Source organism: Streptomyces sp. ActVer (genome assembly GCF_027270795.1).
Lineage (GTDB): Bacteria > Actinomycetota > Actinomycetes > Streptomycetales > Streptomycetaceae > Streptomyces > Streptomyces umbrinus_A.
This window is the reverse complement of sequence record NZ_JAPWHT010000131.1, coordinates 1-23,269: the sequence shown is the minus strand read 5'-3', so window position 1 is coordinate 23,269 and position 23,269 is coordinate 1. Positions and strand designations below refer to the sequence as shown.

Here is a 23,269-nt window from a genome sequence, read left to right as displayed (position 1 = left end):
GGAAGCCGGAAGCCGGAAGCCGGGAAGTGGATCCCCGGCCGGATTTATGCCGTCGTCGTCCGGGCCGCTTCCAGTGCCGCGGCCAGGCGCTCCGGGTCGCGGGTCGACAGGTACAGGTACGGGGTCGGGTCGGCCGGGTCGGTGACCTCCACGCGGAGCGCCGTCGGGATGTAGGAGCGCAGGAGCATGAAAGCGCGTGTGTCGGCCTTGAACGTGCGCCAGGCGCGCGTCTCCTCCGGGTCGAGGACATGGGCCTCGCCGAGGGCCGAGACCGGGATCTTCGCGTCGCCCGCGATCAGGGAGCCGGCCACCACGCGGATCCGCACGGAGCCGTACGAACTGGCCGCCACCGCCGCGACCGCCGTACCGCCGACGAGGCCCCCCAGCAGGGGAAGCGTGCCGAACGGCAGCAGGATCAGGGCCATCGAGAGACCCACCAGCAGGCTGATGAACCACCAGGAACGGGGCGCGGTCAGACGTTCTTCGTACGGCGAGGCGGAAAGCTGCATACGGCCTAGCCTGCCACGGTGCGTGCGCGGCGCTGACGCGGAGGTAAGGTCTGCGCCTGTGAGTGGTACATCTTCAGCTCTGCGGCCCCCGGCCGACGCCGTGGCGCCGGTGAGGCATCCCGACGCGCCCGCGCCCGGCGAGCTGCTCGGCGCGCACTACGGCCAGTGCTTCGGCTGCGGCGGGGACCAGCCGCACGGACTGCACCTGGAGGCCCGCGCGGGCGAGGGGGTGAGGATCACCGCCGAGTTCACCGTGAAGTCCGCCCACCAGGGCGCTCCCGGCCTCGCGCACGGCGGAGTCCTCGCGAGCGCGCTCGACGAGACCCTCGGCTCGCTGAACTGGCTGCTGCGCACCATCGCGGTGACCGGACGGCTGGAGACCGACTTCGTACGGCCCGTGCCCGTCGGCACCGTGCTGTACCTGGAGGCCGAGGTGACGGCGGTGGCGGGGCGCAAGATCTACTCGTCCGCCACCGGACGGATCGGCGGCCCGGACGGGCCCGTCGCCGTCCGCGCGGACGCCCTCTTCCTGGAGGTGAAGGTGGAGCACTTCATCGACAACGGCCGCCCGGAGGAGATCCGTGCGGCCATGGACGACCCCGACCAGGTCCGTCGTGCCCGTGCCTTCGAGGTGAACCCGTGACCCCGACCCCGACTCCGGTGGGCGTGCTGATCAAGCGCGTCGATCCGGACGTACCGCTTCCGGAATACGCGCACCCCGGCGACGCCGGCGCGGACCTCCGGACGACGGAGAGCCGCGTACTGGAACCCGGCGAGAGGGCCGTGCTGTCCACGGGAGTGTGCATCGCGCTCCCTGAGGGGTACGCGGCCTTCGTGCACCCGCGTTCCGGGCTCGCCGCCCGCTGCGGTGTCGCTCTGGTGAATGCCCCGGGGACGGTTGATGCCGGGTACCGTGGGGAGATCAAGGTGATCGTGGTGAATCTCGACCCGCGCGAGTCCGTGCGGTTCGAGCGCTTCGACCGGATTGCCCAACTGGTCGTCCAGCAGGTCGAGAAGGTGCGCTTCCAGGAGGTGGCGGAGCTTCCCGACTCGGCGCGGGCCGCAGGGGGCTTCGGGTCCACCGGCGGGCATGCCGCCGTGGGCGGCACAACGGGTGGGAATCGATACGCTTCGGTCGTATCCGACCGGGAAGGACAGTGACGTGTTCGGACGTCGCAAGAAGGGCAGTGCCGCCGAGGACGCGGCGGGCGAGGCCGAGCAGGTCGTCGACGGTGTCGACACTGAGGCGGACGACGCGGAGCGCGAGCGCGTGAGGCTCGAGCCCGAGCCGCGCCCCGACGGGCCCTGGGACAGCACAGAGGTCCGGGATCCGGCCGAGGGCCGGGTCGACCTGGGCGGTCTTTTCGTGCCCGGGGTCGACGGGATGGAGCTCCGGGTGGAGGTCGCGGGCGACGCCATCGTCGCGGCCACCGTGGTGCTCAAGGACAGCGCCGTCCAACTGCAGGCCTTCGCCGCCCCCAAGCGCGAGGGCATCTGGGGCGAGGTGCGCGAGGAGATCGCCACCGGTATCACCCAGCAGGGCGGTGTCATCGACGAGGTCGAGGGCCCGCTGGGCTGGGAGCTGCGTGCCCAGGTACCGGTGCAGCTGCCGGACGGGACGGGCGGCTTCCAGGTCGTCCGGTTCATCGGTGTGGACGGGCCCCGCTGGTTCCTGCGCGGAGTGATCTCCGGCCAGGGCGCCGTGCAGCCGCAGACCGGCGGCGTACTGGAGTCGATCTTCCGGGACACCGTCGTGGTCCGCGGTGAGGGCCCGATGGCCCCGCGCGACCCGATCGTCCTGAAGCTGCCGGACGACGCGCAGATGGTCGCCGAGGGCGTCCAGCAGGAGGAGCAGGCGGGTTCCCGCTTCTCCGGCGGCATGGGTCAGCTGCAGCGCGGACCGGAGATCACCGAGGTCCGGTAGCCGCGTACAAGGAAGTACGGCGTTGGGCCGCACTCCCCTCGGGGGAGTGCGGCCCAACGCCGTTTCGCCGTTTCCCGGGACTTCCCGTCAGCCGGCGTCCGGGATCCACGAGCCGTGGATCATCGCCGGTACGCGGCGCGGCAGACGGACCGTCGCGACCGGCGGCAGGGACAGGTCCGAGGCGTCCAGCACGAGCAGCCTGGACGCGTCGGCGTTCAGATCGCTGACGACGGTGAGCAGATACCCGGCGTCCTCGTCGGAGGAGCCGGCTGCGTCGTCCGCCGGGACGAACACGGCCTCACTGGGCAGTTGGCCGTTCCCGAACGGCAGCAACTGGCGGGTGCCGTCGCGGCGGTCGTACTTGACCAGCGTGTGGTTGCCGATGCCCAGGTCGTCGGGGAACGACAGCGCGTACTGGTAGCGGTGCTCGCGGCCGGTGAAGGCGTCGTTGATGGTGGGGAACTCGACGGTGAGGTCGTCGGTCTGCTCCTCCTTCACGCGGCCCGCCGCGAGGTCGACTGTCCAGCGTTTCGTCCTGGAACCGGAGTTGGGCTCCGCGCCGCGGTCCGGGGCGCCGACCCACCAGTTCCAGGAGCGCTGCCAGCCGGTACGGCCCACCGTCGGGCCCTCGACGACGATCCGGCCGTACGCGTCCTCGTAGGCGTTGGCGAAGTGCATCCCGTACCCCTGGTCGACCTCGAACCAGCGGATGCGGGCCGCGCCTCCCGCGCCGCGCGGCATGACCCCGATACGGGACCGCTGGGCGTCGCTCCAGCCGTACGGGATGCCGGAGTGCTCGGCCGGGTCGAAGGTGACCGAGCCCTCCAGGAACACGACGTGGTGCTCCGTGATGGCGAAGTCGTGCTTGAGCGCGGCGCTCGCGTCCGGGACCTCCTGGGTGTCGAGGACCTGGCCGTCGGGCGAGGCCACGTGGTGGATCAGATAGGGCGGGAACGGGGACGAGGAGAAGAAGTGCAGTTCGCCGGTGGCCGGATCCTCCTTGGGGTGCGCGGTCATCGCCGAGGTCAGCCTGCCGCCGAAGTCGTACGCGCCCACGGTCTCCAGGTCGGCGGTCAGCTCGAAGGGGAGGTTCGCCTCGCAGAGCGCGAGGAGGCGTCCGGCGTGCTCGATGACGTGGGTGCCCGCGGTGCTGGCGGTCAGGTCGGGGCCCCGCTCGGTCATGTAGGGGGCGCCTTCGAGCGCCGGGGTGTGCACCCAGCGGTTGCGGTACCACTCCGCGCGCCCCTCGCGCAGCCGTACGCCGTGCACCATGCCGCTGCCCTTGAACCAGTGGGTGGGGGTGATGCCGGGCTTCGGGTTGTGGCTGTTGCGGATCAGCCGGCCGGTCAGCTCGGGCGGCAGCGTCCCCTCGACGGTGGGCGTGGTGGCGGTGATCTCGTCGGGTACTGGGGTGTAGTGGCCGGTCAGGTACGGCTTGTCGACGCTCATGACGGTGACCTTTCTGGTGGGTTCTCGCTCGTGGATGGGGACTCGTGGAGTGGCTTCTCGTGGAATGGGGAGAGGGGGCGGGTGGCACCGGCGTACGCGGGCACCTCGCGCGCCGTACGGCGGCTGTACGGCGTTCAGGCGCGGCGCTCGGCCTCGGACCGCAGGCGGCTCAGCCAGCTCTCCAGGGACTGCCGCAGCGCCTCGCGCATCTCGTCGGGGCGCTCCTCGATCGGGGCTCCGGCCCAGGACTCCTCGGTGCGGACCGTCACGGTCCCCTCGCCGGTCTCCTCGAAGGTCCAGACGTGGACGCCCTCGATGCCGTGCGCCGGACCGCCCCAGACGATCCGCTCGCCGGGCACGACCTCGCGGATCGTGGACGTGATGTCGAGGCCGTGGGTGAGCCACCGGAAGGAGGCGCCCGGGGCGAGCGGGCCGTCGAAGTCGACGCTCTCGATGTCCGTGTTCCAGTCGGCCCACGACCCGATGTCCGTGTGCAGGGCCCAGACGGTCGCGAGCGGGGCGTCGACGGTGGTCGAGAGGCGTACGACGACGGGGGCGTCCTCGTCGACGGAGTGGCCGGGTGTGTTCTCGACGTTCTTGGCGCTCTTGGGGTTCTCGGCATTCATGGCGGGATCTCCTTCTGTGGATGTCGGACGGGCGTTCAGCGGGTGGGAGCGGGGGTCGGGGCCTGTTCGGTGGGGGGCTGTGCCGCGAGGCGGCGGGACAGGAGGGGAGTCAGTGCGGCGCCGACGGCGAGTACGGCCGCCGAGACGAGGAAGGCGAGCCGGTAGCCCTCGGTGAGGGCCGCCGCGGGGGAGTGGTGGTGCGCGGCGGCGGCCGTGCGGGAGGCGGCGAGCGTGCCGAGGACGGCCAGGCCCACGGCTCCGCCGATCTGCCGGGTGGTGTTGACCAGGCCGCTGGCCAGGCCCGAGTCGGAGGGCCGTACGCCGGTCACGGCGGCACCGGTGAGCTGGACGAACGCGGTGCCGAGGCCGAGGCCGATCACGAGGATCGGGCCGAGCAGGTCGGCCGGGTAGCTGCCGTCCGCCGTGATCCGGGACAGCCACAGCAGTCCGGCGGCCTGGGTGAGCAGGCCCGCGGCGAGCGTGACGTGCGGGCCGAGCCGGCGGGAGAGCCGCGGGGCGAACCAGGAGCCGAGCATGTTCGCCGCCGCCAGGGGGAGTTGGGAGAGCCCTGTCTCCAACGGCCCGGCGCCGAGGACCTGTTGCTGATAGAGCGGCAGGAAGAAGAACAGGCCGACCCAGACGGCACCCAGCAGCGTCATGACGAGGTTGGCGGGGGCGACCAGCCCCTCCGTCCACAGGCGCGGCGGCAGCAGTGGAGCGGGGTGGCGCCGCTCGACCAGAAGGAACAGCGCGAGCAGCACGGCCGCCGTGCCCAGGGAGCCGAGCACCCAGGGGTCGGTCCAGCCGGAGCGTCCGGCCGACGTGAGCCCGTACACCAGCGCGACCAGTCCGGCCGTGACGGTGAGGGTGCCGACGAGGTCGAGCCGCCCGGGAGCGCCGTCGTCCGGTGGTGAGGCCGGGACCAGCACCAGGGTGCCGACGAGCACGACGGCCGCGCCGAGTCCGGACACGTGGAAGACCCACGGCCAGCCCAGGCCCTCGGTGAGCACCCCGCCGAGCAGGACTCCGGCGGCTCCGCCGGCGCCGGACACCGCGCCCCAGACCCCGATTGCCCTGGCGCGCCCGGGTCCCGGCGGGAAGAGCCGCATGACCAGGGAGAGCGCGGCGGGTGCCACGGCGGCGGCTCCGACGCCCTGTGCGGTGCGGGCGGTGATCAGCGCCCACGGGCCGGTGGCGAGGCCCGCGGCGACCGAGGCCGCGGTGAACAGCGCGAGGCCTCCGAGGAGGACGCGGCGCCGGCCCGCCAGGTCGGCGGTCCGTCCGCCCAGCAGGAGCAGCGCTCCGAAGGCGAGTCCGTAGGAGTTCACGACCCAGGACATGCCGGTGTCCGAGAGCCCGACGCCGTCGCGGACCGCGGGCAGGGCGACGTTGACGATCGACGTACTGAGCGCGACGGCGAACTGGGCGGCGGCGAGGACCGCGAGGGCGGCGCCGGGGCGGACCGCCCTCGGTTCCTTTCGCGTGCTGGACATCGGGTTCCCTTTCTCGGGGGTTCCTGTGAGTTCCTGTGAGTTTTTGGCCGCAATGAATATGTGTGGTTGACCACTCACTCTTTGGCCCGAAGAAGAGGCGGGGCTGTCGGGGTGTGAAGCGCGACCCCTTGCCCCGCCGGTGCCGGGCTCGTCAGTAGTGCCGGATGCCCGCCGTGAGGGTGCGTGTCCATGGGGCGTCCACTTCCTGCGCCTCCATCGACACCACGAGATGGCAGAGCATGCCGACGGCGAAGAACTCCTGGACCTGCCGGTCGTCGCCCCCGGAGGCGCCGCGCACGTACTCCACGGTGCGGGCGTACCCCGCTCGGACGGCGTCCCGGATCGCGGGGACGGAGACCGCTGCCGCCTGGGCGTGCAGTTGAACGAGCAGCAGGTCGTTGTCGCTGATCAGGCGGGCGTAGGCGTCACCCATCGAGGAGAGCACCGCCTCGGGTGAGCTGCCCTTCGCCTCGGCCGCGCCCCCTTCCAGGCTCTCGCGCACCCTGACGAAGCAGTGCTCGACGACCGCGGCGAACAGGGACTCCTTGTTCGGGAACAGCCGGTAGACGTACGCCTGGGAGATCCCGGCGGCCTTGGCCACCTCCGTGGTCGTCGTGCCGAAGTAGCCCCGCGAGGCGAAGGCGCCGATGGCGGTGCGGAGCACCGTCTCGCGGCGCTCCTCGGCGGTGGACAGGTGGCGGCGTCGTTCCGTCTGCATGTGAGTACTCAACCACTCACACTTTTTCTCCGTCAAGGGCGGAGCCACTCGTTGCGCTGAAAAAATAAAGAAACGTCCGAACCGCAACCCGCGAGTGGCTACGCTGCGTCACCCAGGGCGGAGCTGACGCCGAACCGTCAACTCGCCTGCACCACCCACGACTTACCGACTACGCAACAGAGCCCGGGGGGCCCGGCATGGGTACGAACTGGATCGAGAAGGCGCAGCGGCTGGGCGACGGGAGCATCGGAGGCGCGATGGACCATCCGTCGATCCCCGGCCGTGTCGTCTGGCACACCACCGAGAGCGGCGCCGGTGACGACGCGTTCCGCTCCGTGTCGGCGCATCTGATCAGTGTCTCCGCCGAGCCGCACCTGCTGTACGACCCGACGACCGACCGGCTCGGCCAGTTCGGGCCGCTGAACGCGAGCGCCCGCGCGCTGCGCAACGACGGTTCGACGAGGACCAACCGCGTCGGGAAGGTCTGCATTCAGATCGAGGTGCTCGGGCGGGCGGGTAAGCCGTTCACCGCCACCTGGAAGCCGGGGCCCAACTACCGGGCCATGATGGCCGCGATCCGCTCCTGGAAGATCCCGGACACCTTCCCGGCCGGCCGCATCGCGACCTCGGGCGCCGACGCGACCAACCGCCCCCGGACGATCTGGATGAGCAAGGGCGGCCACTACGGCCACGCCAACATCCCGGGCAACGACCACTGGGACCCGGGCAACATCGACAAGTCCGCGCTCTTCGAGGCGGCCCCGATCGGGTCCCCCGGGGCGGGCGGCACCACGCCGCCGAAGCCGGTCGTCGACCTCAGCAACGTCATCGCCGCCGCGCGCCGCGACCCGGGTCTGCCCCAGGGCGGCAAGACCCACAAGGCGGACGTCCTCGTCGTCGAGAAGGCCCTCGTCGCCGAGGGGTTGCTGCCCGCCCAGTGGGCCGACGGCTCGTTCGGCAGCAGGACGGTCGAGGCGTACGCGAGCCTCCAGCGCCGGTACGGCTTCAGCGGTACCGACGCCAACGGCATCCCGGGCCAGACGACGCTGAAGCGGCTCGGCAAGGAGCACGGCTTCACGGTCAAGGCCTGATTCCCGGCGCAACGGCCCGTGGGGCTCCGGACGACTTCCGGAGCCCCACGGGCCGTTGTCGTTCCCCGGCGCTCCCTCCCGTCCGGGCGGCGTCGGCAGAAGCCCCGCTTCTTTTCTGCTGTCTTTTCTCTTGACGTGAAATTGGTCCGTACCTATGGTCACTGCCAACGCCTGTGTTCATAAAGGCATTCCGTGTTCACATACGAGAACGGATGTCTCCCGCAATGCTGAACACCCCGGTACCTCCACGTCATCGCCGCAGATCCCGCCTCGCGCTCGTCGGGACCGTCGCCGCCCTCCTGGCGGGCGCACTCGCCTGGCCCGCCGCCGACCGCGCCGAAGCGGCTCCCGCCACCTTCACGCACCCCGGAGTCACCGTCTCCCGCGGCCAGTTGGACTTCGCCCGGCAGCAGGTCAACGCCGGCGCGCAGCCCTGGAAGGGCGCGTACGACCAGATGCTGGCGAGCAAGTACGGCTCGCTCACGCGCACCCCCAAGCCCCGGGCCGTCGTCGAGTGCGGCTCGTACTCGAACCCCAACAACGGCTGCACCGACGAGCGCGAGGACGCGATCGCCGCGTACACCCAGGCCCTCGCCTGGTACGTCACACGGGACGCGCGGTACGCGAGGAAGGCGATCGAGCTGATGGACGCCTGGTCCGCGACGATCCGGGACCACACCAACAGCAACGCCCCGCTGCAGACCGGCTGGGCCGGCTCCTCCTGGCCCAAGGCCGCCGAGATCATCAAGTACACGTACGACGGCGGCTGGGCGAACTCGGGCCGCTTCTCGACCATGTTGCGCACTGTGTACCTCCCCGAGATCATCAACGGCTCGAACTCCAACGGCAACTGGGAGCTGTCGATGATGGAGGCCGCTGTCGGCATCTCCGTCTTCCTGGAGGACAAGGCGTCGTACGACAAGGCCATGGCGAAGTTCCGCACCCGTACGGCCGCGTTCGTGTATCTGTCCTCCGACGGCGCGCTGCCGAAGACCGTGCCGAGCCAGAACCTCGACACCGCGCAGAAGATCATCAACTACTGGCAGGGGCAGTCGACCTTCGTCAACGGGCTCACCCAGGAGACCTGCCGCGACCTCACGCACACCGGATACGGCATCTCCGCGATCTCGCACGTCGCCGAGACCAGCCGCATCCAGGGCCAGGACCTGTACGGCACCGACGTCGGGGAGCGCCTGCGGCACGCGCTCGGCTTCCAGGCCAAGTACCAGCTGGGCGAGGCGCCCCCGAGCTGGCTGTGCGGAGGGTCGCTGCACCTCGGGCTCGGGCCCATGACCGAGGTCGGCCACAACGCCCTGAGCAACCGCCTCGGCCACGTCATGACCAACACCGAGCGGCTGACGCAGCAGAACCGTCCGTCGGGGAGCAACAACCTCTTCGTCGCCTGGGAGACGCTCACGCACGGCGACAACCCGAACTGAGACGTTGCCCGACCGGGCGCCGGACGGTGATACTGGCGCCCGGTCCACGGGGGAGGGTCATGAGCCAGGTCGTCACCGAAACGATGGTGCGCGTCGAGAACGTCCACCGTTCGTACGGCAGCGGAGCCACCGCCGTACACGCCCTGCGCGGCGTCTCGTTCGACATTCCGCGCGGTGAACTCGTCGCGCTCAAGGGGCGGTCGGGGTCCGGCAAGACCACACTGCTCAACCTCGTCGGCGGGCTCGACGAGCCGGACGACGGGCGGATCACCGTCGACGGGCTCGACCTCTCCGGACTCGGGGAGAACGGCCTGCTGGAGCTGCGCCGGGACCGTATCGGCTTCGTCTTCCAGTCCTTCGGTCTCATCCCGATCCTGACGGCCGCAGAGAACGTGGGCGTGCCGATGCGGCTGCGCCGGGCCGAGCCCCGAGAGCGCGAGGAGCGCGTCGAGCTGCTGCTCTCACTGGTCGGGCTCGCCGACCACGCGGCGCAGCGGCCCGGCGAGCTCTCCGGCGGGCAGCAGCAGCGCGTGGCCATCGCCCGCGCCCTCGCGAACGAGCCCGCGCTCCTCATCGCCGACGAGCCCACCGGCCAGCTCGACGCCGAGACCGGCATCGCGGTGATGGAGCTGCTGCGGGCGGTCGTCCGCAGCGAGCGGGTCACCGCGCTCGTCGCCACCCATGACGCGGCCCTCCTGGACCTCGCCGACCGGGTCCTGGAGCTGAGCGACGGCGAGATCGTGGAGCACTGAGGCCGAGCGCGTGGAGCACTGAGGTTCGCAGGGGCCCGCGGAGGCGCGTCAGGGTTCTGTCAAAGACGTCCCGCACCCCACCCCTCACCCCATTTGTCAGGATTGTTGGCCGTAGGGTCGACGCAGCGTACGCAGTGCGTTTTGGGAAGACAATGGGGCCATGGGACGCGGCAAGCTTCGGATCTACCTCGGTGCGGCACCGGGCGTCGGCAAGACGTACGCGATGCTGTCCGAGGCACACCGCCGCGTCGAGCGGGGTACGGACTGCGTGGTGGCCTTCGTCGAGCACTACGACCGGCCGCGCACGGAGGTCATGCTGCACGGTCTGGAGCGGATCCCCCGCCGGGAGATCTCCTACCGGGACACCGTCTTCACCGAGATGGACGTCGACGCCGTCCTGGAGCGCGCCCCGGCCGTCGCCCTGGTGGACGAACTGGCCCACACGAATGTCCCCGGCTCACGGAACGCCAAGCGCTGGCAGGACGTCGAGGAACTCCTCGCAGCCGGGATCGACGTCGTGTCGACGGTCAACATCCAGCATCTGGAGTCGCTCGGTGACGTCGTCGAGTCGATAACGGGAGTGAGGCAGCGCGAGACCGTCCCGGACGAGGTGGTGCGGCGGGCCGACCAGATCGAGCTGGTCGACATGTCCCCGCAGGCGCTGCGCCGCAGGATGGCGCACGGCAACATCTACAAGCCCGACAAGGTCGACGCGGCCCTCTCCAACTACTTCCGCCCCGGCAACCTCACCGCCCTGCGCGAACTGGCGCTCCTGTGGGTCGCCGACCGCGTCGACGAGTACCTCCAGCAGTACCGCGGCGAGCACGGCATCCGCTCCACCTGGCAGGCCCGCGAACGCATCGTCGTGGGCCTGACCGGCGGACCGGAGGGCCGTACGCTGATCCGCCGCGCCGCCCGGCTGGCGGAGAAGGGCGCCGGCGGCGAGGTGCTCGCCGTCTACATCGCCCGCAGCGACGGCCTGACCTCGGCCTCGCCCAAGGAACTCGCCGTCCAACGCACCCTCGCCGAGGACCTGGGCGGCACCTTCCACCACGTCGTCGGCGACGACATCCCGTCCGCGCTGCTGGAGTTCGCCCGCGGAGTCAACGCCTCCCAGATCGTGCTGGGCTCCTCGCGGCGCAAGGCGTGGCAGTACGTGCTCGGCCCCGGCGTCGGCGCCACGGTCGCCCGGGAGTCGGGGCCCGACCTGGACGTCCATATCGTCACGCACGACGCGGCCGGCAAGGGGCGTGGGCTGCCGGCCGCCCGGGGATCGCGGCTCGGCCGGTCCCGGATCATCGCGGGCTGGCTGGTCGGCGTCGTCGGCCCGGCCCTCCTCGCCCTGCTGCTGACCCATGGCGCCTCGAACCTCGGGCTAGCCAACGGCATGCTGCTCTTCCTGACGCTGATCGTCGCGGCGGCCCTCCTCGGCGGGCTGCTCCCGGCGCTCGCCTCGGCGGCCCTCGGCTCGCTGCTGCTGAACTACTACTTCACCCCGCCGCTGCACCGGATGACCATCGCCGACCCCAAGAACATCGTCGCCATCGTCATCTTCGTGGGCGTCGCGGTGTCGGTGGCGTCCGTGGTGGACCTGGCCGCCCGTCGCACCCACCAGGCCGCCCGGCTGCGGGCCGAGTCCGAGATCCTCTCCTTCCTGGCCGGCAGCGTCCTGCGCGGCGAGACCAGCCTGGACGCCCTGCTGGAGCGGGTCCGCGAGACCTTCGGCATGGAGTCGGTCGCCCTGCTGGAACGGGACAGCGACGTCGACCCGTGGACCTGCGCGGGCAGCGTCGGCCCGCACCCGCCGACGCTCCCCGAGGACGCGGACGTCGACATGCCGGTCGGCGACCACACCGCGCTCGCCCTCTCCGGCCGGGTCCTGCCCGCCGAGGACCGCCGGGTGCTCGCGGCCTTCGCCGCCCAGGCCGTCGTGGTCCTGGACCGCAAACGCCTCCGGGAGGAGGCCGAGCAGGCCCGCGCACTCGCCGAGGGCAACCGCATCCGTACGGCGCTGCTGGCGGCCGTCAGCCATGACCTGCGCACCCCGCTGGCCGCCATCAAGGCCGCCGTGTCGTCGCTCAGGTCCGACGACGTGGCCTGGTCCGAGGAGGACGAGGCCGAGCTCCTGGAGGGCATCGAGGCGGGCGCCGACCGGCTCGACCACCTGGTCGGCAACCTCCTCGACATGTCCCGCCTGCAGACCGGCACGGTCACCCCGCTGATCCGCGAGATCGACCTCGACGAGGTCGTCCCGATGGCGCTGGGCGGCGTACCTGAGGACAGCGTCGAGCTGGAGATCCCCGAGACGCTGCCCATGGTGGCCGTCGACCCGGGCCTGCTGGAGCGCTCGGTCGCCAACATCGTCGAGAACGCCGTCAAGTACAGCCCCGCCGGCGAGCGGGTCCTGGTCGCCGCCAGCGCGCTCGGAGACCGCGTGGAGGTACGCGTGGTGGACCGCGGCCGCGGGGTCCCGGACGAGGCGAAGGACCGTATCTTCGCGCCCTTCCAGCGGTACGGGGACGCCCCGCGCGGCTCCGGCGTGGGCCTCGGCCTCGCGGTCGCCCGGGGCTTCGCCGAGGCCATGGGCGGCACCCTCGACGCCGAGGACACCCCCGGCGGCGGCCTCACCATGGTCCTCACCCTCCCGGCCGCGCCCGGCGCCCACCCGATCCGCCCCGACCTCCCGGCGACCACGACCTCCTAGCGCTTCGGCAGGGGGTGCCGGGCGCGCCGCGGGTGCTGGTCGTGCCGCGAGTCTCTTACGGGTCGCTGTTGTGAGGTGGCGGGCCTACGCGGTGGACCTACGCGGTGGACCTACGCGGTGCGCTCCAAGAGCAGGGCCATGCCCTGGCCGCCCGCGGCGACGACGCTGATCAGGGCGGTGTCGAGGTCGTCGTGGCGCAGGGTGGCGAGGGCGGTCGTGGTCAGCCGGGCTCCGGCCGCGCCGTAGGGCTCGCCAAGGGCGATCGAGCCGCCGTGCGGGTTCATGCGTTCGGGATCCAGGCCGAGTTCGGTGCAGTAGGCCAGGATCTGGGCGGCGAAGGGTTCGTTGCCTGCGACCGTGCCGACGTCCGTCAGGGACAGCCCTGCCCTGGCCAGGACACTACGGGTCGCGGCGACGGGCACCGGGCCCTCGGTCTCGGGAGTGCCCGCGCTGACGGCGGTGGCCAGAATGCGCGCGAGCGGGGGGTGGCCGTGGGCCCGGGCGTAGTCCTCGGACATGACGACGACCGCCGCTGCCCCGTCGGACAGCGGGGTGCTGTTGCCCGCGGTTACCCTGCCGTCGGGGCGGAACCGTGGCGGCAGCGCGGCGAGGGACTGCTGGGTGACCCCCGTGCGCGGGCAGTCGTCGGCGGTGGCGGTGGTGCCGTCCGGGGTCTTGACCGGGACGATGTCGCCGAAGTGGAAGCCCTGGTCGAGGGCTTGCTGGGTGAGCCGGTGGGAGCGGGCCGCGTACGCGTCCATGTCGGCGCGGGTGATGCCGTACAGGTCGGCGGTGTTCTCGGCGGCCAGTCCCACCGGGATGTAGGGGTCGGGGTGGACGCCCTGTGCGCGTGGGTCGTTCCAGGGGCCCGCGTCGGCCCCTGAGCGCCGGATCGTGCGCTCTCCGGCGGCCTGGAAGGCGGGGTTCTCGGTGCCGGGCCAGGCGTCCGAACTGCCGTGGGCCAGACGGGACTGGGACTCGACCCCGGCCGCGACGACGACGTCGGCGTCCCCGCAGCGCACGGCCTGCGCGGCGATGCGGATCGCCTGCAGCGAGGAGGTGCAGAAGCGGTTGACGGTCACGCCGGGTACGTGGTCCCAGCCGAGCAGGACTGCGGCGATCCGGGCGATGTTGAAGCCCTGTTCACCACCGGGCAGGGCGCAGCCCACGACCAGGTCCTCCACGTGACCCGGTGTCAGGCCGGGGGTACGGGCCAGGGCTTCGGCGAGGGTGCGGGCGAGCAGGTCGTCGGGCCGGACAGTGGCCAAAGCGCCCTTGTGGGCGCGTCCGATGGGGGTGCGGACGGCTGAGGTGATCACGGCGTGCGGCATGGCGGTGTCCTGTGCGGTCTCGGCGACGGGGGAGAGGGGTTCGGTGAGGGCGGTCAGAGGCGAAGGGCAGGGCGGTGGGTGCGCAGCCAGTGGTCCAGGTCCAGGACGAGTTCCAGTCCCTCGCGGGGGAAGCGGTCCGGGCCGGTGGGTTCAAGGAGCAGGCTGCGTACGGCGGCGGCGTCCAACAGATCGGTGGCGGGGCCGGCCTCGGTCAGGAGGCGACCGACCTGCTCGGTGAGGGCCGCCCGGTAGGCAGGGTCGCGGACCATGGGGTACGGGCTCTTGCGGCGGGTCAGGACCGGTTCGGGCAGCAGATCGGTGACGGCGGCGCGCAGCAGGCTCTTCTCGCGGTCGTCGAAGGTCTTCATGGCCCAGGGGGTGTTGAAGACGTACTCGACCAGATGGTGGTCCAGGAACGGCACCCGGACCTCCAGGCCGACACCCATGCTGAGGCGGTCGGCGCGGTCCAGCAGGCAGGGCAGGAACCGAGTCAGGTTGAGGTGACTGTCGCATCGCAGCGCGGCCTCCGACGGTGTGGTTCCCGGCAGGTGCTCGATCTCGGCGCAGGCGGCCCGGTGGAGTTCGGCGCGGTGCGCGGGCAGGTCCAGGGCGGCGGCCAGGGCAGGGTCGAGCAGCCGGGTCAGGTCGGCGCGGTCCAGCACGCTGTCCCAGGGAAAGGACGGTGCCGCCGCTGCCTCGGGGGTGAACCAGCGGTAGCCGCCGAAGAGTTCATCGGCCCCGTCCCCGGCCAGGGTGACCGGGAAGTTCTCGCGCACCGCGCCGTACAGCTGGAGCAGGGAGGTGTCGAAGTCCCCGAGCGTCAGCCCGTCGCGCAGATGCCCCACCCGGGCGCGCCGGTCCGGGTCGGCGAGCACGCCGGCGTCCACTCGTACCCGGCGGTGTGAACTGCCCAGGTGGCGCACCATCAACTCGGCGTAGGGGCAGTCCGGGTCGCGGCCCATGGCGTCCCGCTCGGAAGACCGACTGCCCAGGTCCACCGACAGGGTGTGCAGTGTCCCGGCCGCGGGACGGGCCAGTGCCGCGATCGCGCTGGAGTCCAGACCGCCGGACAACAGGACGCTCACGGGTACGTCGGCCGTCAGCTGCCCGGTGACGGCCTCCTCCAGCAACTGCCGTACTCGTGCCACCGTGGCGGGCAGGTCGTCGCGGTGTTCGACCGGGGCCAACGACCAGTAGCGGCGGGCGCGTACACCTTCGGGGGTCAGGGCGACCACGGTGCCCGGGGCGACCTCGTTCAGCCCTGCGAAAGCGCTGCGCCCGGGTGTTTTGATCATCGGGTGGGCGGACAACAGCAGCTCCCGCAGCCCGTCCAGGTCCAGCCGAGCGACCACCGCCGGGTGTGCCAACACCGCCTTGGGCTCGGAGCCGAACACCACTGCGTCGCCGATGCGCGCGTAGCACAGGGGCTTGATCCCGAATCGGTCCCGGACCAGCGTCAGCCGTCGCGGGCCCGGCTCCCACGCGGCGTACGCGAACATGCCCTCCAGACGGGCCGGAGCACCCTCGCCCCAGGCGTCGATTGCGTGCAGCACGACCTCGCTGTCGCCGCGAGTGGTGAACCGGTGCCCGAGGGAGGTCAGTTCCGACCGCAGTCGGCCGTGGTTGTAGACCTCGCCGGTGAATGCCACGGCCAGCGCAGTGCGCCCGTCGCGCGCCAGGATCATGGGCTGCCGGCCGCCGACGAGGTCCACGGTGGCCAGGCGTGTGTGTCCCAGGCCCGCCGCTCCCTCGGCCCAGGTGGCGGAGGCGTCCGGTCCCCGGCACGCCAGGATTTCGGTCATCTCCTTGAGAGAGGTGTCTTCGGTGCCCTGGGGCACCTGACCCACGAAACTGGCATAGCCGACCAGCCCACACATCGTTGAAGCTCCCCCGACCCCAGCGCGGGGCGTGTCGCACGATCCGGATCCGGACCTCCTCCCACCCCGCGAATACCGCGCGTGAAAGGTGAGGACCCGGGGCCGGACCCGGTACGCCGACCACCACAGAAACGATCAAGCCGCGCCGGGGTCACCCCCTCACACAGCGAACCTCCGAACGGGTGTGACGAGCGCCGTGTGCCGATGTCCGAACCAGTGGCACGAGGAGTACGGCGCGCGGCTCGGGGTCATGTCCCGCACGCCCGGCAGCCTAACCGTGTCTCCGGAACGCCTATGAGGCGGCGGTGCCCAGGCCCGGACGGGTGCCCGCCGATGCCGCGGCCGGAAGGCCGCGAGGGCTGACACCGGACAGATCGTGGGCGGCCACGCTGTTGCGGTCGGCGACCGCGCGGCCCAGGGCGTGGTGCGGCCACAGACCCCCGGCAACCCGACGGCTGCGCTCGCCCCATTCACGGGCCTGGGCGCTGCTGGTCTTGTAGTGGTTGAGGGCATAGCCGCCGGAGTGGATCCGCAGCAGGCTGAAGCCGCCGGGATAGTCCTTGGCGGCACTGACCTCCTGCAGCGTGACGTGTGGCGCCTGCGGCAGGAGGGTCCGCTTGTTGCGGTGCGTGTGGCCCGCGTGGTGGAGGAAGACACCGGGCGCGGAGGCGTAGGCGTCGAGGATGGAGCGGGCCTGGCGGCGGCCGAGGCGCTGCCCACCGCTCACCGGGAAGAGGGAGTCCCGCACGGTCAGCGGATGGTGGCCGAACACGATGGTGGGCTGGTCGCCACGCTCCCTCAACCGGGCCCGGAACCAGGAGAGTTGATCGTCACCGAGCCCGCCGGCGTCGGCGCCGTTGCCGTCCTTCTCGTACGTGTCGAGCCCGATGATCCGCAACCCGCCGAGGTCGCGTGCGAAGTACGCGGGCCCCGCGCCGCCGAGGAACTCGTCGCGGAAGGCGTCTCCGGCGTCGCGGTGACGGGGCCGGTCGTGGTTTCCGCGTACGGCGAAGTAGTCCTGTCCGTGGCTGCCGAAGCCGTCCAGGATCCGCTTGGCCTCCGCCAGGTCACGCGGCGCGCCGCCGGCCGAGATGTCTCCCGCGGCCAGCAGCAGATCCGCCCCGCGCCGCCGGGCCTCCTCGACCAGGGCCCGGCTCATGATCTCCGGATACGGCGCGAGCCCCGGCTCCTGCGCGACCCCGCGCAGCAGGGGCAGGCCGGCCATCAGACCGGCGGTGGTCTCCCCGATGTGGAAGTCGTTGCAGAGCGCTATCGACATCAGATGCCGCCCCGGCGGGGGCTGCGGTGTGGTGAAGGAGTACGGACCCCCGCTCGAACCGAGTCCGTAGCGGTTGGTGCCGACGGCGTTGCCGCGGATGAGGTGCAGCGGCGTGGGCGTGGCCGCCGTGCCCCGCGAGCGGGCCTGGTAGTAGTACGTCTGCCCCGGCTCCAGGTCCGTGAGCTCGACATGGTGGTGCGCCGTGGGCCGGTCCTCCGCCGCGCTGCGGTCCAGTCGGGAGGGATGGGTGCCGTAGACGACCTCACCCTCCGTGACGGCGGGGAGCATGTGGCCCAGTCCGTCGTTGGTGCCGGGCACCCCGGTGTACCAGGTGATGATGGCGCGGTCCTCGGTCAGGGTGACCAGTTCCAGGTGGACGGCCGTCAAGGCGTCGGGGTGGTGGGCGTGGCTCTTGCGTGTGGACCCGTGGAGGGCTCCGGCGGCGGCCCGCAGCAGTGTGGGGGCGAGCAGAGCACCGGAACGCAGGACTTCACAGGGAGAGGGCAGGGCCGACATGGCCGCGAGGGGAGCGGAGAAGCAGCAGCGCATGACTGAGTATGTGCCCGCGCTCGGTGAACGCCAGTGGGGATGGCGAATGCGGCGCCCGGTACGGAATGCGACATCATCGCCCGATCATGGACATAATTGATCTTTCCTTAAGGTCTGGCACTCCCATCGGTGGGCCCAACAGGGTTGTGTCACAAGGGATTTGGCGGGAGTCTGATGGCGCGTCAGCCGGGCTGGGTCGAAGCGGTGCCGGGGCGGGCGGGCTGCACATTTCGCCCGGACGTGTTCTTCGCCACCTCCTGCGCGCCGAGGTGTTTTCGTGGCCGGATCCCTCGTTCATGTCACGCTCCGCTCTCGTGTCGTTCCTCAGGGTCAACAGGCCGTCGGGGGCCGCTGATCGTTCGTACCCCTGCACGGCGGGGCACATCGACCGCGTACCGTGGGATCCATCAAGACCGGAGGTCACGCACATGTCCGCGCTACCGCACGAGCCGAGCCCGCAGGCCGATTCGGATCCGTACCAGTTCGAAGATCCCTACCAGCTTGAATTCGCCGAGGGCCCCCAGACGCTCGCCGAGTTGCGCGCCGCGCTCGAGGTGATGAACCCCGAGGTGCTGACCGCCTTCAACGCCCGGCTCGATTCCGCGAGGTTCGGTGCGGAACAGGCCGAGGTCATCGCCAAGGCCCGCCGCGCCGTGGCGTTCTCGAAACGTGCCGAGGTGGAGGCGGCCGCCGCGGCGGCCGCGGAGGAGGCCGCCGGGGATCCGCCGGCCGAGGATCTCTGGTCCCACCTGGACGTGCGCGACAACGCTTCCTGACCCGCTCCCGGTGTGTTCTGTCGCCACCGGCTTAAGCTGGTGGGATACGCCGAGTCTTGAGGAGGAGCCGGGATGCCGCCGCACAGTCCTTCCGCGGCCGGTGTCCCGGACGAGGGCGACGGGCGGAGCGTGCCGCCCGTCCGGCAGGCCCTGTCGGACAGCGTCTACGAACGCATCAAGGCGATGGTCATGGACCACGAGATCGCCCCCGGCGCCCGCGTGGGCATCGAGTCGCTGGCGCGAGCGCTCAAGGTCTCGCCGACCCCCGTCCGGGAGGCGCTGGCCCGGCTGGAGTCCGACGGTCTGGTGGTGAAGCGCGCTCTCTCCGGCTATCGGGCCACGGAGTTGCTGACCCGTCAGGGCCTTGAGGAACTCTTCGAGATGCGCCTCCTGCTGGAGCCCAGGGCGGCCGCGCTGGCCGCCGCGAACGCCACCGAGGCGCAGCTCGACGGCCTGGAGCGGATCGTCGAGGAGATGCAGGTCCAGCCGAGCCCGAACGGGCGGTACGCGTCCTACCGCGACTTCGCCGCTCTCGACCAGCGCTTCCACGAGGCGATCGGACAGGCCGCGCACCGGCCGCTGCTGGCGGACGCGGTGGAGCGGCTCCACTCGCACCTGCACATCTTCCGGCTCAGCAACGTCGTCGGCGCGGGGGGCCCGACCGTCGCGGAACACGAGCGGATCGTACGCGCGGTGCTGCGCCGCAATCCCGAGCGCGCTGCCGAGGCGATGACGGAGCACCTCACGCGCAGCATGGAGCGTCAGCGCGACGAAGGCGACGGGCCCTCTCCCGCGTCCTCGATCCGGTAGACGCCCGAAGGCGGGCAGGGCGAACGGCCGCCGCGGTGGCCGGAGTTCGTTGCCCCTAGTCCGATACTCCCGCCTTCGCGCCGGCGGTGGAGTCCGCGCGGTCGTGGATCAGGCGGATGACCCGGCCGCTCATGCGGTCGTAGTCCCGGTCGTTGTCGACCTCGCCGCGGACGCGGTGGTCCGTCATGACGACGATCCGGTCCGCGAGGGTGACCATCTCCGCGAGGTCGCTGCTGATCAGCAGGATGGGCAGGCCGTCGCGGGCCAGGTCCCAGATCAGTTCGTGGAAGGCGTGCTTGGTGCGGACATCGACGCCCACCGTCGGCTCGTCGACGACGAGCAGCCGGGTGTCGGTGGCGAGCCACTTGGCGAGGCTGACCTTCTGCTGGTTGCCGCCGGAGAGTTCACCGGCGTTCTGCCCGAGCCCCGCGATGCGGATGCCGAGCCGCTCGACGAGGTCCTGCGCCACGTCACGCTCCTCGCGTGCCGAGACGAACCCGAGGGCCTTGGCGAGTCTCCTCCACACCGTCACCGTGATGTTGCGGGCGATGGGCTGCTCCAGGAAGACGCCCTCCTCCTTGCGGTTCTCGGTGACGTATCCGATGCCGAGCTCGTGCAGGGCCTGGCGCGGCGAGGTGATCCGGGCCGGCCTGCCGTGCACCCGGACCTCGCCGCCGGTGATGCGGTCCAGGCCGAGCATCGCCTTGACCAGTTCGCTCCGCCCGGCGCCGACCAGTCCGTACAGGCCGACGATCTCGCCGGGCCGGACCTCCAGGCTGATGTCACGGTGTCCGCCTGCCGTGGAGACCGCGTCCAGCGCGAGCGTCGGCGCGGCGGACCGGTCGACCGTGCGCGGGCGCATCTCGGTCGCCGCGTGGGCGCGGCCCACCATGAGGCCGACGATGTCGTCGTGGGTGTGGTCGGCCAGCGGCGCGGACTCCAGCACCGACTTCCCGTCGCGCAGCACGGTGACGGTGTCGCAGACCGCGAAGACCTCCTCCAGCTTGTGGCTGACGAAGACGACACAGGCGCCGCGGGCGGCCAGCCGCCGGATCACCTCGAACAGCCGCTCCGTCTCCTGCGGGGAGAGGGACGCGGTGGGCTCGTCCAGCAGCAGGACCCGGCTCTCGGTGTAGAGGGCCTTGGCCGTCTCCACCAACTGCTGCTGTGCGACGGACAGTTCGCGTACGGGCTGATGGGGATCGAGGTCGACACCGAGCTCCGCGAGACACGCCAGGGCCGGTGCGGTCATGGCCTCGCGGTCGACCAGCCCGCGGTTCGAGGGAGGCTTCTGCAGGGTGATGTTCTCCGCCACCGAGAAGCCCGGGATCAGGTTGCGTTCCTGGTGGACGACCCCGATGCCGGTACGGGTCGCCTCCAACGGCGAGCGCAGGTGCACCCGTTCGCCGCACCAGGTGAGCCGGCCGCCGTCGGGGGAGTGCACCCCGGTGAGGACCTTGATCAGGGTGGACTTGCCCGCGCCGTTCTCACCGAGGAGCGCGTGCACCGTGCCGGCGGTCAGCCGCAGCCCGACACCGTCCAGCGCCCGCACACCGGGGAAGACCTTGACCAGGTCGTGGCATTCGAGAAGGACCGTACTCACCGGGCACCTCCCGGCTGCGGCAGGACGGAGGGCGGCTGCTTGCCGCCCTCCGCCGGTGGGGCTGCCGTGCCGTCCGCCTTCCCCAGGCGACTCTGGTGCAGGCGGCCACCGGCGACCGTACCCAGGACGACCAGGCCGATGAGGAGGTTCACCCAGCTCGCACCGTGCACTGCTTGGTCTGCAGCAGCGCCAGCGCCCACGTTCCGATCTCGGCCTGACCGACCGGGTTCTGGACCACGGTGGCCGTGACCGTGCCCTGCCTGATGCCGCTCAGGATCTTGGCGTCGTCGTCGATGGCGATGACCTTAGCCTTCGAGCCGGACGTGCTGACGGCGTCCGCTGCGGCGACCGCCGGGTTGTAGGCGGTGGCGACGATGCCCGTGATCTTGTCGCCCTTGGCCGCCATCAGGTCGGACACCGCCTTCTGCGCGGTCTGCAGATCCGTGTCGATGTCGGTGATGGTCTGCAGGAGCTTCACCTTGCCGCCCGTCTCCTTCACGGCCTGAGCGACGCCCTTGATCCTCAACTGCGTATTGGCGTCAACGTTGTTGCCGGTCAGGTGGACGAGAGTGCCGCGGCCGCCCATGGCCCCGATCGCCGCCTTCGCGGCCTTGTGGGCGGCGAGTTCGACGTCGGTGGAGAGGCAGAAGTCGGCCTCGTCCTTGTCTCCGGCGGGGCAGGAACCGAGGGAAGCCACGGGGAAGCCCTGCGACTTCAGGTCCGCGAAGGTCGAGTTGATGTCGGTGGGGGAGACGCCGAACACCCCGAAGGAGTTGTAGCCGCGCGCCGCCAGCGTGGACAGCAGGTGTTCTGCTTCTGCTGGTCCCACTCCGCCGTCTCGTCGAAGGTGACGGCTCCTAGGCCGTAGGTCTTTCGCGCTGTGGTGACCGCCGCCTTCCAGGACTGGAAGTACGGGTGGGCGCCGCCCGGAACGAGGGCGACCTTGGCCCCGGAACCATCCACGAGTTCGGCGCCGCCGCCCGCCCGTGCGGCCGGCGCGGCCTGACCGCCGGACTCGGTGCCCGAGTTCTTGTAGGTACAGGCCGCTGTCCCCGAGGCCGGCACCACGGCCGCGACAACTCCGGGCAGGACGGATCTGGTTGGGAAGCGCATGCCCCACCCCTGGAGAATCAGATAGGAAATCGATGCGGAGATCGTGGGACAGGAACGCTGGCGCGTCAAGACTTGCGGCGCGGGCCGATGGCGTAAGGGGGGTTACGCTGCTAAGTCGCGGACGTGGCTGACTGTACGGCGACCGTGGGGGTGCGACGCCCGCGCTTCCCGGTAGGCCGGGATGCCCGCAAAATCATATAGGAAACTGGACTGGCTGTGCCCAGGGTCGGCATCCGAGCCATGGCTAAGGAAGTGCCTCGGAGTACCCAAGAGCGGTTCAACGCTTGATCATGGTTCATCAATGCCCGTCCATGATTCGGCAAGCCGAACGGAGGGGTGTTGGGTCGGACGTACGTTCCCGTCCGTGATCTCTGAATCAACACCCCACAGAGCTGTCCGCCAGCCGCGGTCGGCCTCAGCCGCCCCGATCTCCGGCGCGACACCCCCCGCCCGGCGCTCCCTCCTCCGCGCCGCGCTCACCGGAACCGCGGTCCTCGGCGCCGGCCTGGCCGTCGGTGCCGTACCCGCGGTCGCCGCATCCCCCACCGCTCCCGCGCGCAAGCGGCCCAGCACCGCCGAGGAGGCCCTGCGTGAGCTTGCGGCGGGCAACCGCCGCTGGAGCACGTTCCGCGAGCGGCATCCCGACGAGTCTCCCGCCGTCCGGCAGTCGCTGACGACCGCTCAGCACCCCTTCGCCCTCCTGCTCGGCTGCATCGACTCCCGGGTGCCTCCGGAGCTGATCTTCGACCAGGGCCTCGGCGACCTGATGACCGTACGCAGCGCGGGCCAGGTCCTCGACGAGGCCGTGCTCGGCAGCCTCGCGTACGGGGTGCTCGAACTGGGGATCCCGCTGCTCATGGTGCTCGGCCACCAGTCGTGCGGGGCCGTCAAGGCCACGGTCCAGGCGGACGAGTCGGGCGAGGAACTGCCCGCCCACATCCAGTACCTGGCCGACCAGATCAGCCCGGCCATCGATCACACCAAGGAGGGCGACGCGCGCATCGACGCGACGATCGACGCCAACATACGGCTCATACGGTCACGCCTCGCGGCGGAGCCGGACCTCGCCGCCAAGGTGGACTCGGGCGCGCTGGCCATCGTCGGCGCCCGCTGCGAACTGACCACCCAGCGGGTGCACCGCATCAGCTGAACCTCGTAGGCATGGGGGCGGCCGCGGCGGACAACCGCCGCGACCGCCCCTCGGTGTTTTCGCGCGTACGTGTGCA

20 protein-coding genes and 1 pseudogene are annotated in these 23,269 nt (G+C 71.3%); 10 read left to right on the top strand and 11 right to left on the bottom strand.

Annotated features, from left to right (window positions below; genetic code table 11):
* Positions 1 to 44: 44 nt before the first annotated feature.
* On the bottom strand, positions 45 to 509 hold the full coding sequence (locus O3Q52_RS22240) for a DUF3093 domain-containing protein (RefSeq protein WP_055615447.1): 465 nt from the start codon (positions 507 to 509) through the stop codon (positions 45 to 47).
* A gap of 58 nt (positions 510 to 567) precedes the next feature.
* Here O3Q52_RS22240 and O3Q52_RS22235 point away from each other — a divergent pair, with 58 nt between their 5' ends.
* The 3 genes from O3Q52_RS22235 to O3Q52_RS22225 are packed head-to-tail and all read left to right on the top strand — an operon-like array spanning position 568 to position 2,433.
* Positions 568 to 1,152, top strand: coding sequence for a PaaI family thioesterase (locus O3Q52_RS22235; RefSeq protein ID WP_269650530.1), 585 nt, complete (start codon positions 568 to 570; stop codon positions 1,150 to 1,152).
* Positions 1,149 to 1,670 (top strand): dUTP diphosphatase, encoded by a 522-nt coding sequence (dut, locus tag O3Q52_RS22230; protein ID WP_269650529.1) that lies wholly within the window; start codon positions 1,149 to 1,151, stop codon positions 1,668 to 1,670. Before O3Q52_RS22235 ends, dut begins: the two co-directional genes overlap by 4 nt.
* 1 nt (position 1,671) lies before the next feature.
* Complete coding sequence (locus tag O3Q52_RS22225; RefSeq protein WP_189841138.1) at positions 1,672 to 2,433, top strand: DUF3710 domain-containing protein; 762 nt, start codon at positions 1,672 to 1,674, stop codon at positions 2,431 to 2,433.
* A gap of 87 nt (positions 2,434 to 2,520) precedes the next feature.
* Here the strand turns inward: O3Q52_RS22225 and O3Q52_RS22220 are convergent, their stop codons facing one another.
* The 4 genes from O3Q52_RS22220 to O3Q52_RS22205 form a co-directional block, all read right to left on the bottom strand.
* Positions 2,521 to 3,882 carry a carotenoid oxygenase family protein gene (locus O3Q52_RS22220; protein WP_269650528.1) on the bottom strand — a complete coding sequence of 454 codons (1,362 nt, stop codon included), beginning with the start codon at positions 3,880 to 3,882 and terminating at the stop codon, positions 2,521 to 2,523.
* 134 nt (positions 3,883 to 4,016) lie between these two features.
* Positions 4,017 to 4,508 (bottom strand): SRPBCC family protein, encoded by a 492-nt coding sequence (locus O3Q52_RS22215; protein ID WP_269650527.1) that lies wholly within the window; start codon positions 4,506 to 4,508, stop codon positions 4,017 to 4,019.
* A gap of 35 nt (positions 4,509 to 4,543) precedes the next feature.
* Positions 4,544 to 6,001 carry an MFS transporter gene (locus O3Q52_RS22210; protein WP_269650526.1) on the bottom strand — a complete coding sequence of 486 codons (1,458 nt, stop codon included), beginning with the start codon at positions 5,999 to 6,001 and terminating at the stop codon, positions 4,544 to 4,546.
* 151 nt (positions 6,002 to 6,152) lie between these two features.
* On the bottom strand, positions 6,153 to 6,719 hold the full coding sequence (locus O3Q52_RS22205) for a TetR/AcrR family transcriptional regulator (protein WP_143638208.1): 567 nt from the start codon (positions 6,717 to 6,719) through the stop codon (positions 6,153 to 6,155).
* Positions 6,720 to 6,916: 197 nt separating this feature from the next.
* Between O3Q52_RS22205 and O3Q52_RS22200 the strand changes: the two genes are divergently transcribed.
* From O3Q52_RS22200 to O3Q52_RS22185, 4 genes are all read left to right on the top strand, one after another.
* Positions 6,917 to 7,810, top strand: coding sequence for a peptidoglycan-binding protein (locus O3Q52_RS22200; RefSeq protein ID WP_269650525.1), 894 nt, complete (start codon positions 6,917 to 6,919; stop codon positions 7,808 to 7,810).
* Between the two features lie 224 nt (positions 7,811 to 8,034).
* Entirely contained in the window at positions 8,035 to 9,249 is a 1,215-nt protein-coding gene (locus O3Q52_RS22195) for an alginate lyase family protein (protein ID WP_269650524.1), read from the top strand.
* A 59-nt stretch (positions 9,250 to 9,308) separates the two neighbouring features.
* Positions 9,309 to 10,001, top strand: coding sequence for an ABC transporter ATP-binding protein (locus O3Q52_RS22190; RefSeq protein WP_055615456.1), 693 nt, complete (start codon positions 9,309 to 9,311; stop codon positions 9,999 to 10,001).
* Positions 10,002 to 10,161: 160 nt separating this feature from the next.
* A complete protein-coding gene (locus O3Q52_RS22185) occupies positions 10,162 to 12,705 on the top strand; it encodes a sensor histidine kinase KdpD (protein WP_269650523.1) in 2,544 nt (847 codons plus the stop codon).
* Positions 12,706 to 12,815: 110 nt separating this feature from the next.
* On the opposite strand, the gene O3Q52_RS22180 is transcribed toward O3Q52_RS22185, so the two are convergent.
* The 3 genes from O3Q52_RS22180 to O3Q52_RS22170 form a co-directional block, all read right to left on the bottom strand.
* Complete coding sequence (locus tag O3Q52_RS22180; protein WP_269650522.1) at positions 12,816 to 14,036, bottom strand: acetyl-CoA C-acyltransferase; 1,221 nt, start codon at positions 14,034 to 14,036, stop codon at positions 12,816 to 12,818.
* A 53-nt stretch (positions 14,037 to 14,089) separates the two neighbouring features.
* Complete coding sequence (gene asnB, locus O3Q52_RS22175; RefSeq protein ID WP_269650521.1) at positions 14,090 to 15,913, bottom strand: asparagine synthase (glutamine-hydrolyzing); 1,824 nt, start codon at positions 15,911 to 15,913, stop codon at positions 14,090 to 14,092.
* 292 nt (positions 15,914 to 16,205) lie between these two features.
* On the bottom strand, positions 16,206 to 17,741 hold the full coding sequence (locus tag O3Q52_RS22170) for a metallophosphoesterase family protein (protein ID WP_269650520.1): 1,536 nt from the start codon (positions 17,739 to 17,741) through the stop codon (positions 16,206 to 16,208).
* Positions 17,742 to 18,169: 428 nt separating this feature from the next.
* Here O3Q52_RS22170 and O3Q52_RS22165 point away from each other — a divergent pair, with 428 nt between their 5' ends.
* Both O3Q52_RS22165 and O3Q52_RS22160 read left to right on the top strand, forming a co-directional pair.
* A complete protein-coding gene (locus tag O3Q52_RS22165; RefSeq protein ID WP_269650519.1) occupies positions 18,170 to 18,517 on the top strand; it encodes a hypothetical protein in 348 nt (115 codons plus the stop codon).
* A 72-nt stretch (positions 18,518 to 18,589) separates the two neighbouring features.
* Positions 18,590 to 19,327 carry a GntR family transcriptional regulator gene (locus tag O3Q52_RS22160; protein WP_269650518.1) on the top strand — a complete coding sequence of 246 codons (738 nt, stop codon included), beginning with the start codon at positions 18,590 to 18,592 and terminating at the stop codon, positions 19,325 to 19,327.
* Positions 19,328 to 19,382: 55 nt separating this feature from the next.
* On the opposite strand, the gene O3Q52_RS22155 is transcribed toward O3Q52_RS22160, so the two are convergent.
* The 3 genes and pseudogenes from O3Q52_RS22155 to O3Q52_RS22145 all read right to left on the bottom strand — a co-directional run.
* Entirely contained in the window at positions 19,383 to 20,930 is a 1,548-nt protein-coding gene (locus O3Q52_RS22155; protein WP_269650517.1) for a sugar ABC transporter ATP-binding protein, read from the bottom strand.
* Positions 20,927 to 21,082: a hypothetical protein gene (locus tag O3Q52_RS22150; protein WP_269650516.1), complete on the bottom strand. Its 156-nt coding sequence runs from the start codon at positions 21,080 to 21,082 to the stop codon at positions 20,927 to 20,929. Before O3Q52_RS22150 ends, O3Q52_RS22155 begins: the two co-directional genes overlap by 4 nt.
* Before the next feature lie 8 nt (positions 21,083 to 21,090).
* Positions 21,091 to 22,043: pseudogene (locus O3Q52_RS22145) on the bottom strand (substrate-binding domain-containing protein); the annotation flags it as partial.
* A 364-nt stretch (positions 22,044 to 22,407) separates the two neighbouring features.
* Here O3Q52_RS22145 and O3Q52_RS22140 point away from each other — a divergent pair.
* Complete coding sequence (locus tag O3Q52_RS22140) at positions 22,408 to 23,193, top strand: carbonic anhydrase (RefSeq protein WP_269650515.1); 786 nt, start codon at positions 22,408 to 22,410, stop codon at positions 23,191 to 23,193.
* The last annotated feature ends 76 nt before the right edge of the window (positions 23,194 to 23,269 follow it).

Bases quoted from the DNA above. Each gene is read 5' to 3' on its own strand.
- O3Q52_RS22240 (WP_055615447.1), bottom strand. From the start codon at position 509: ATGCAGCTTTCCGCCTCGCCGTACGAAGAACGTCTGACCGCGCCCCGT.
- O3Q52_RS22220 (WP_269650528.1), bottom strand. From the start codon at position 3,882: ATGAGCGTCGACAAGCCGTACCTGACCGGCCACTACACCCCAGTACCC.
- O3Q52_RS22215 (WP_269650527.1), bottom strand. From the start codon at position 4,508: ATGAATGCCGAGAACCCCAAGAGCGCCAAGAACGTCGAGAACACACCC.
- O3Q52_RS22210 (WP_269650526.1), bottom strand. From the start codon at position 6,001: ATGTCCAGCACGCGAAAGGAACCGAGGGCGGTCCGCCCCGGCGCCGCC.
- O3Q52_RS22205 (WP_143638208.1), bottom strand. From the start codon at position 6,719: ATGCAGACGGAACGACGCCGCCACCTGTCCACCGCCGAGGAGCGCCGC.
- O3Q52_RS22200 (WP_269650525.1), top strand. From the start codon at position 6,917: ATGGGTACGAACTGGATCGAGAAGGCGCAGCGGCTGGGCGACGGGAGC.
- O3Q52_RS22195 (WP_269650524.1), top strand. From the start codon at position 8,035: ATGCTGAACACCCCGGTACCTCCACGTCATCGCCGCAGATCCCGCCTC.
- O3Q52_RS22190 (WP_055615456.1), top strand. From the start codon at position 9,309: ATGAGCCAGGTCGTCACCGAAACGATGGTGCGCGTCGAGAACGTCCAC.
- O3Q52_RS22185 (WP_269650523.1), top strand. From the start codon at position 10,162: ATGGGACGCGGCAAGCTTCGGATCTACCTCGGTGCGGCACCGGGCGTC.
- O3Q52_RS22180 (WP_269650522.1), bottom strand. From the start codon at position 14,036: ATGCCGCACGCCGTGATCACCTCAGCCGTCCGCACCCCCATCGGACGC.
- asnB (WP_269650521.1), bottom strand. From the start codon at position 15,913: ATGTGTGGGCTGGTCGGCTATGCCAGTTTCGTGGGTCAGGTGCCCCAG.
- O3Q52_RS22170 (WP_269650520.1), bottom strand. From the start codon at position 17,741: ATGCGCTGCTGCTTCTCCGCTCCCCTCGCGGCCATGTCGGCCCTGCCC.
- O3Q52_RS22165 (WP_269650519.1), top strand. From the start codon at position 18,170: ATGTCCGCGCTACCGCACGAGCCGAGCCCGCAGGCCGATTCGGATCCG.
- O3Q52_RS22160 (WP_269650518.1), top strand. From the start codon at position 18,590: ATGCCGCCGCACAGTCCTTCCGCGGCCGGTGTCCCGGACGAGGGCGAC.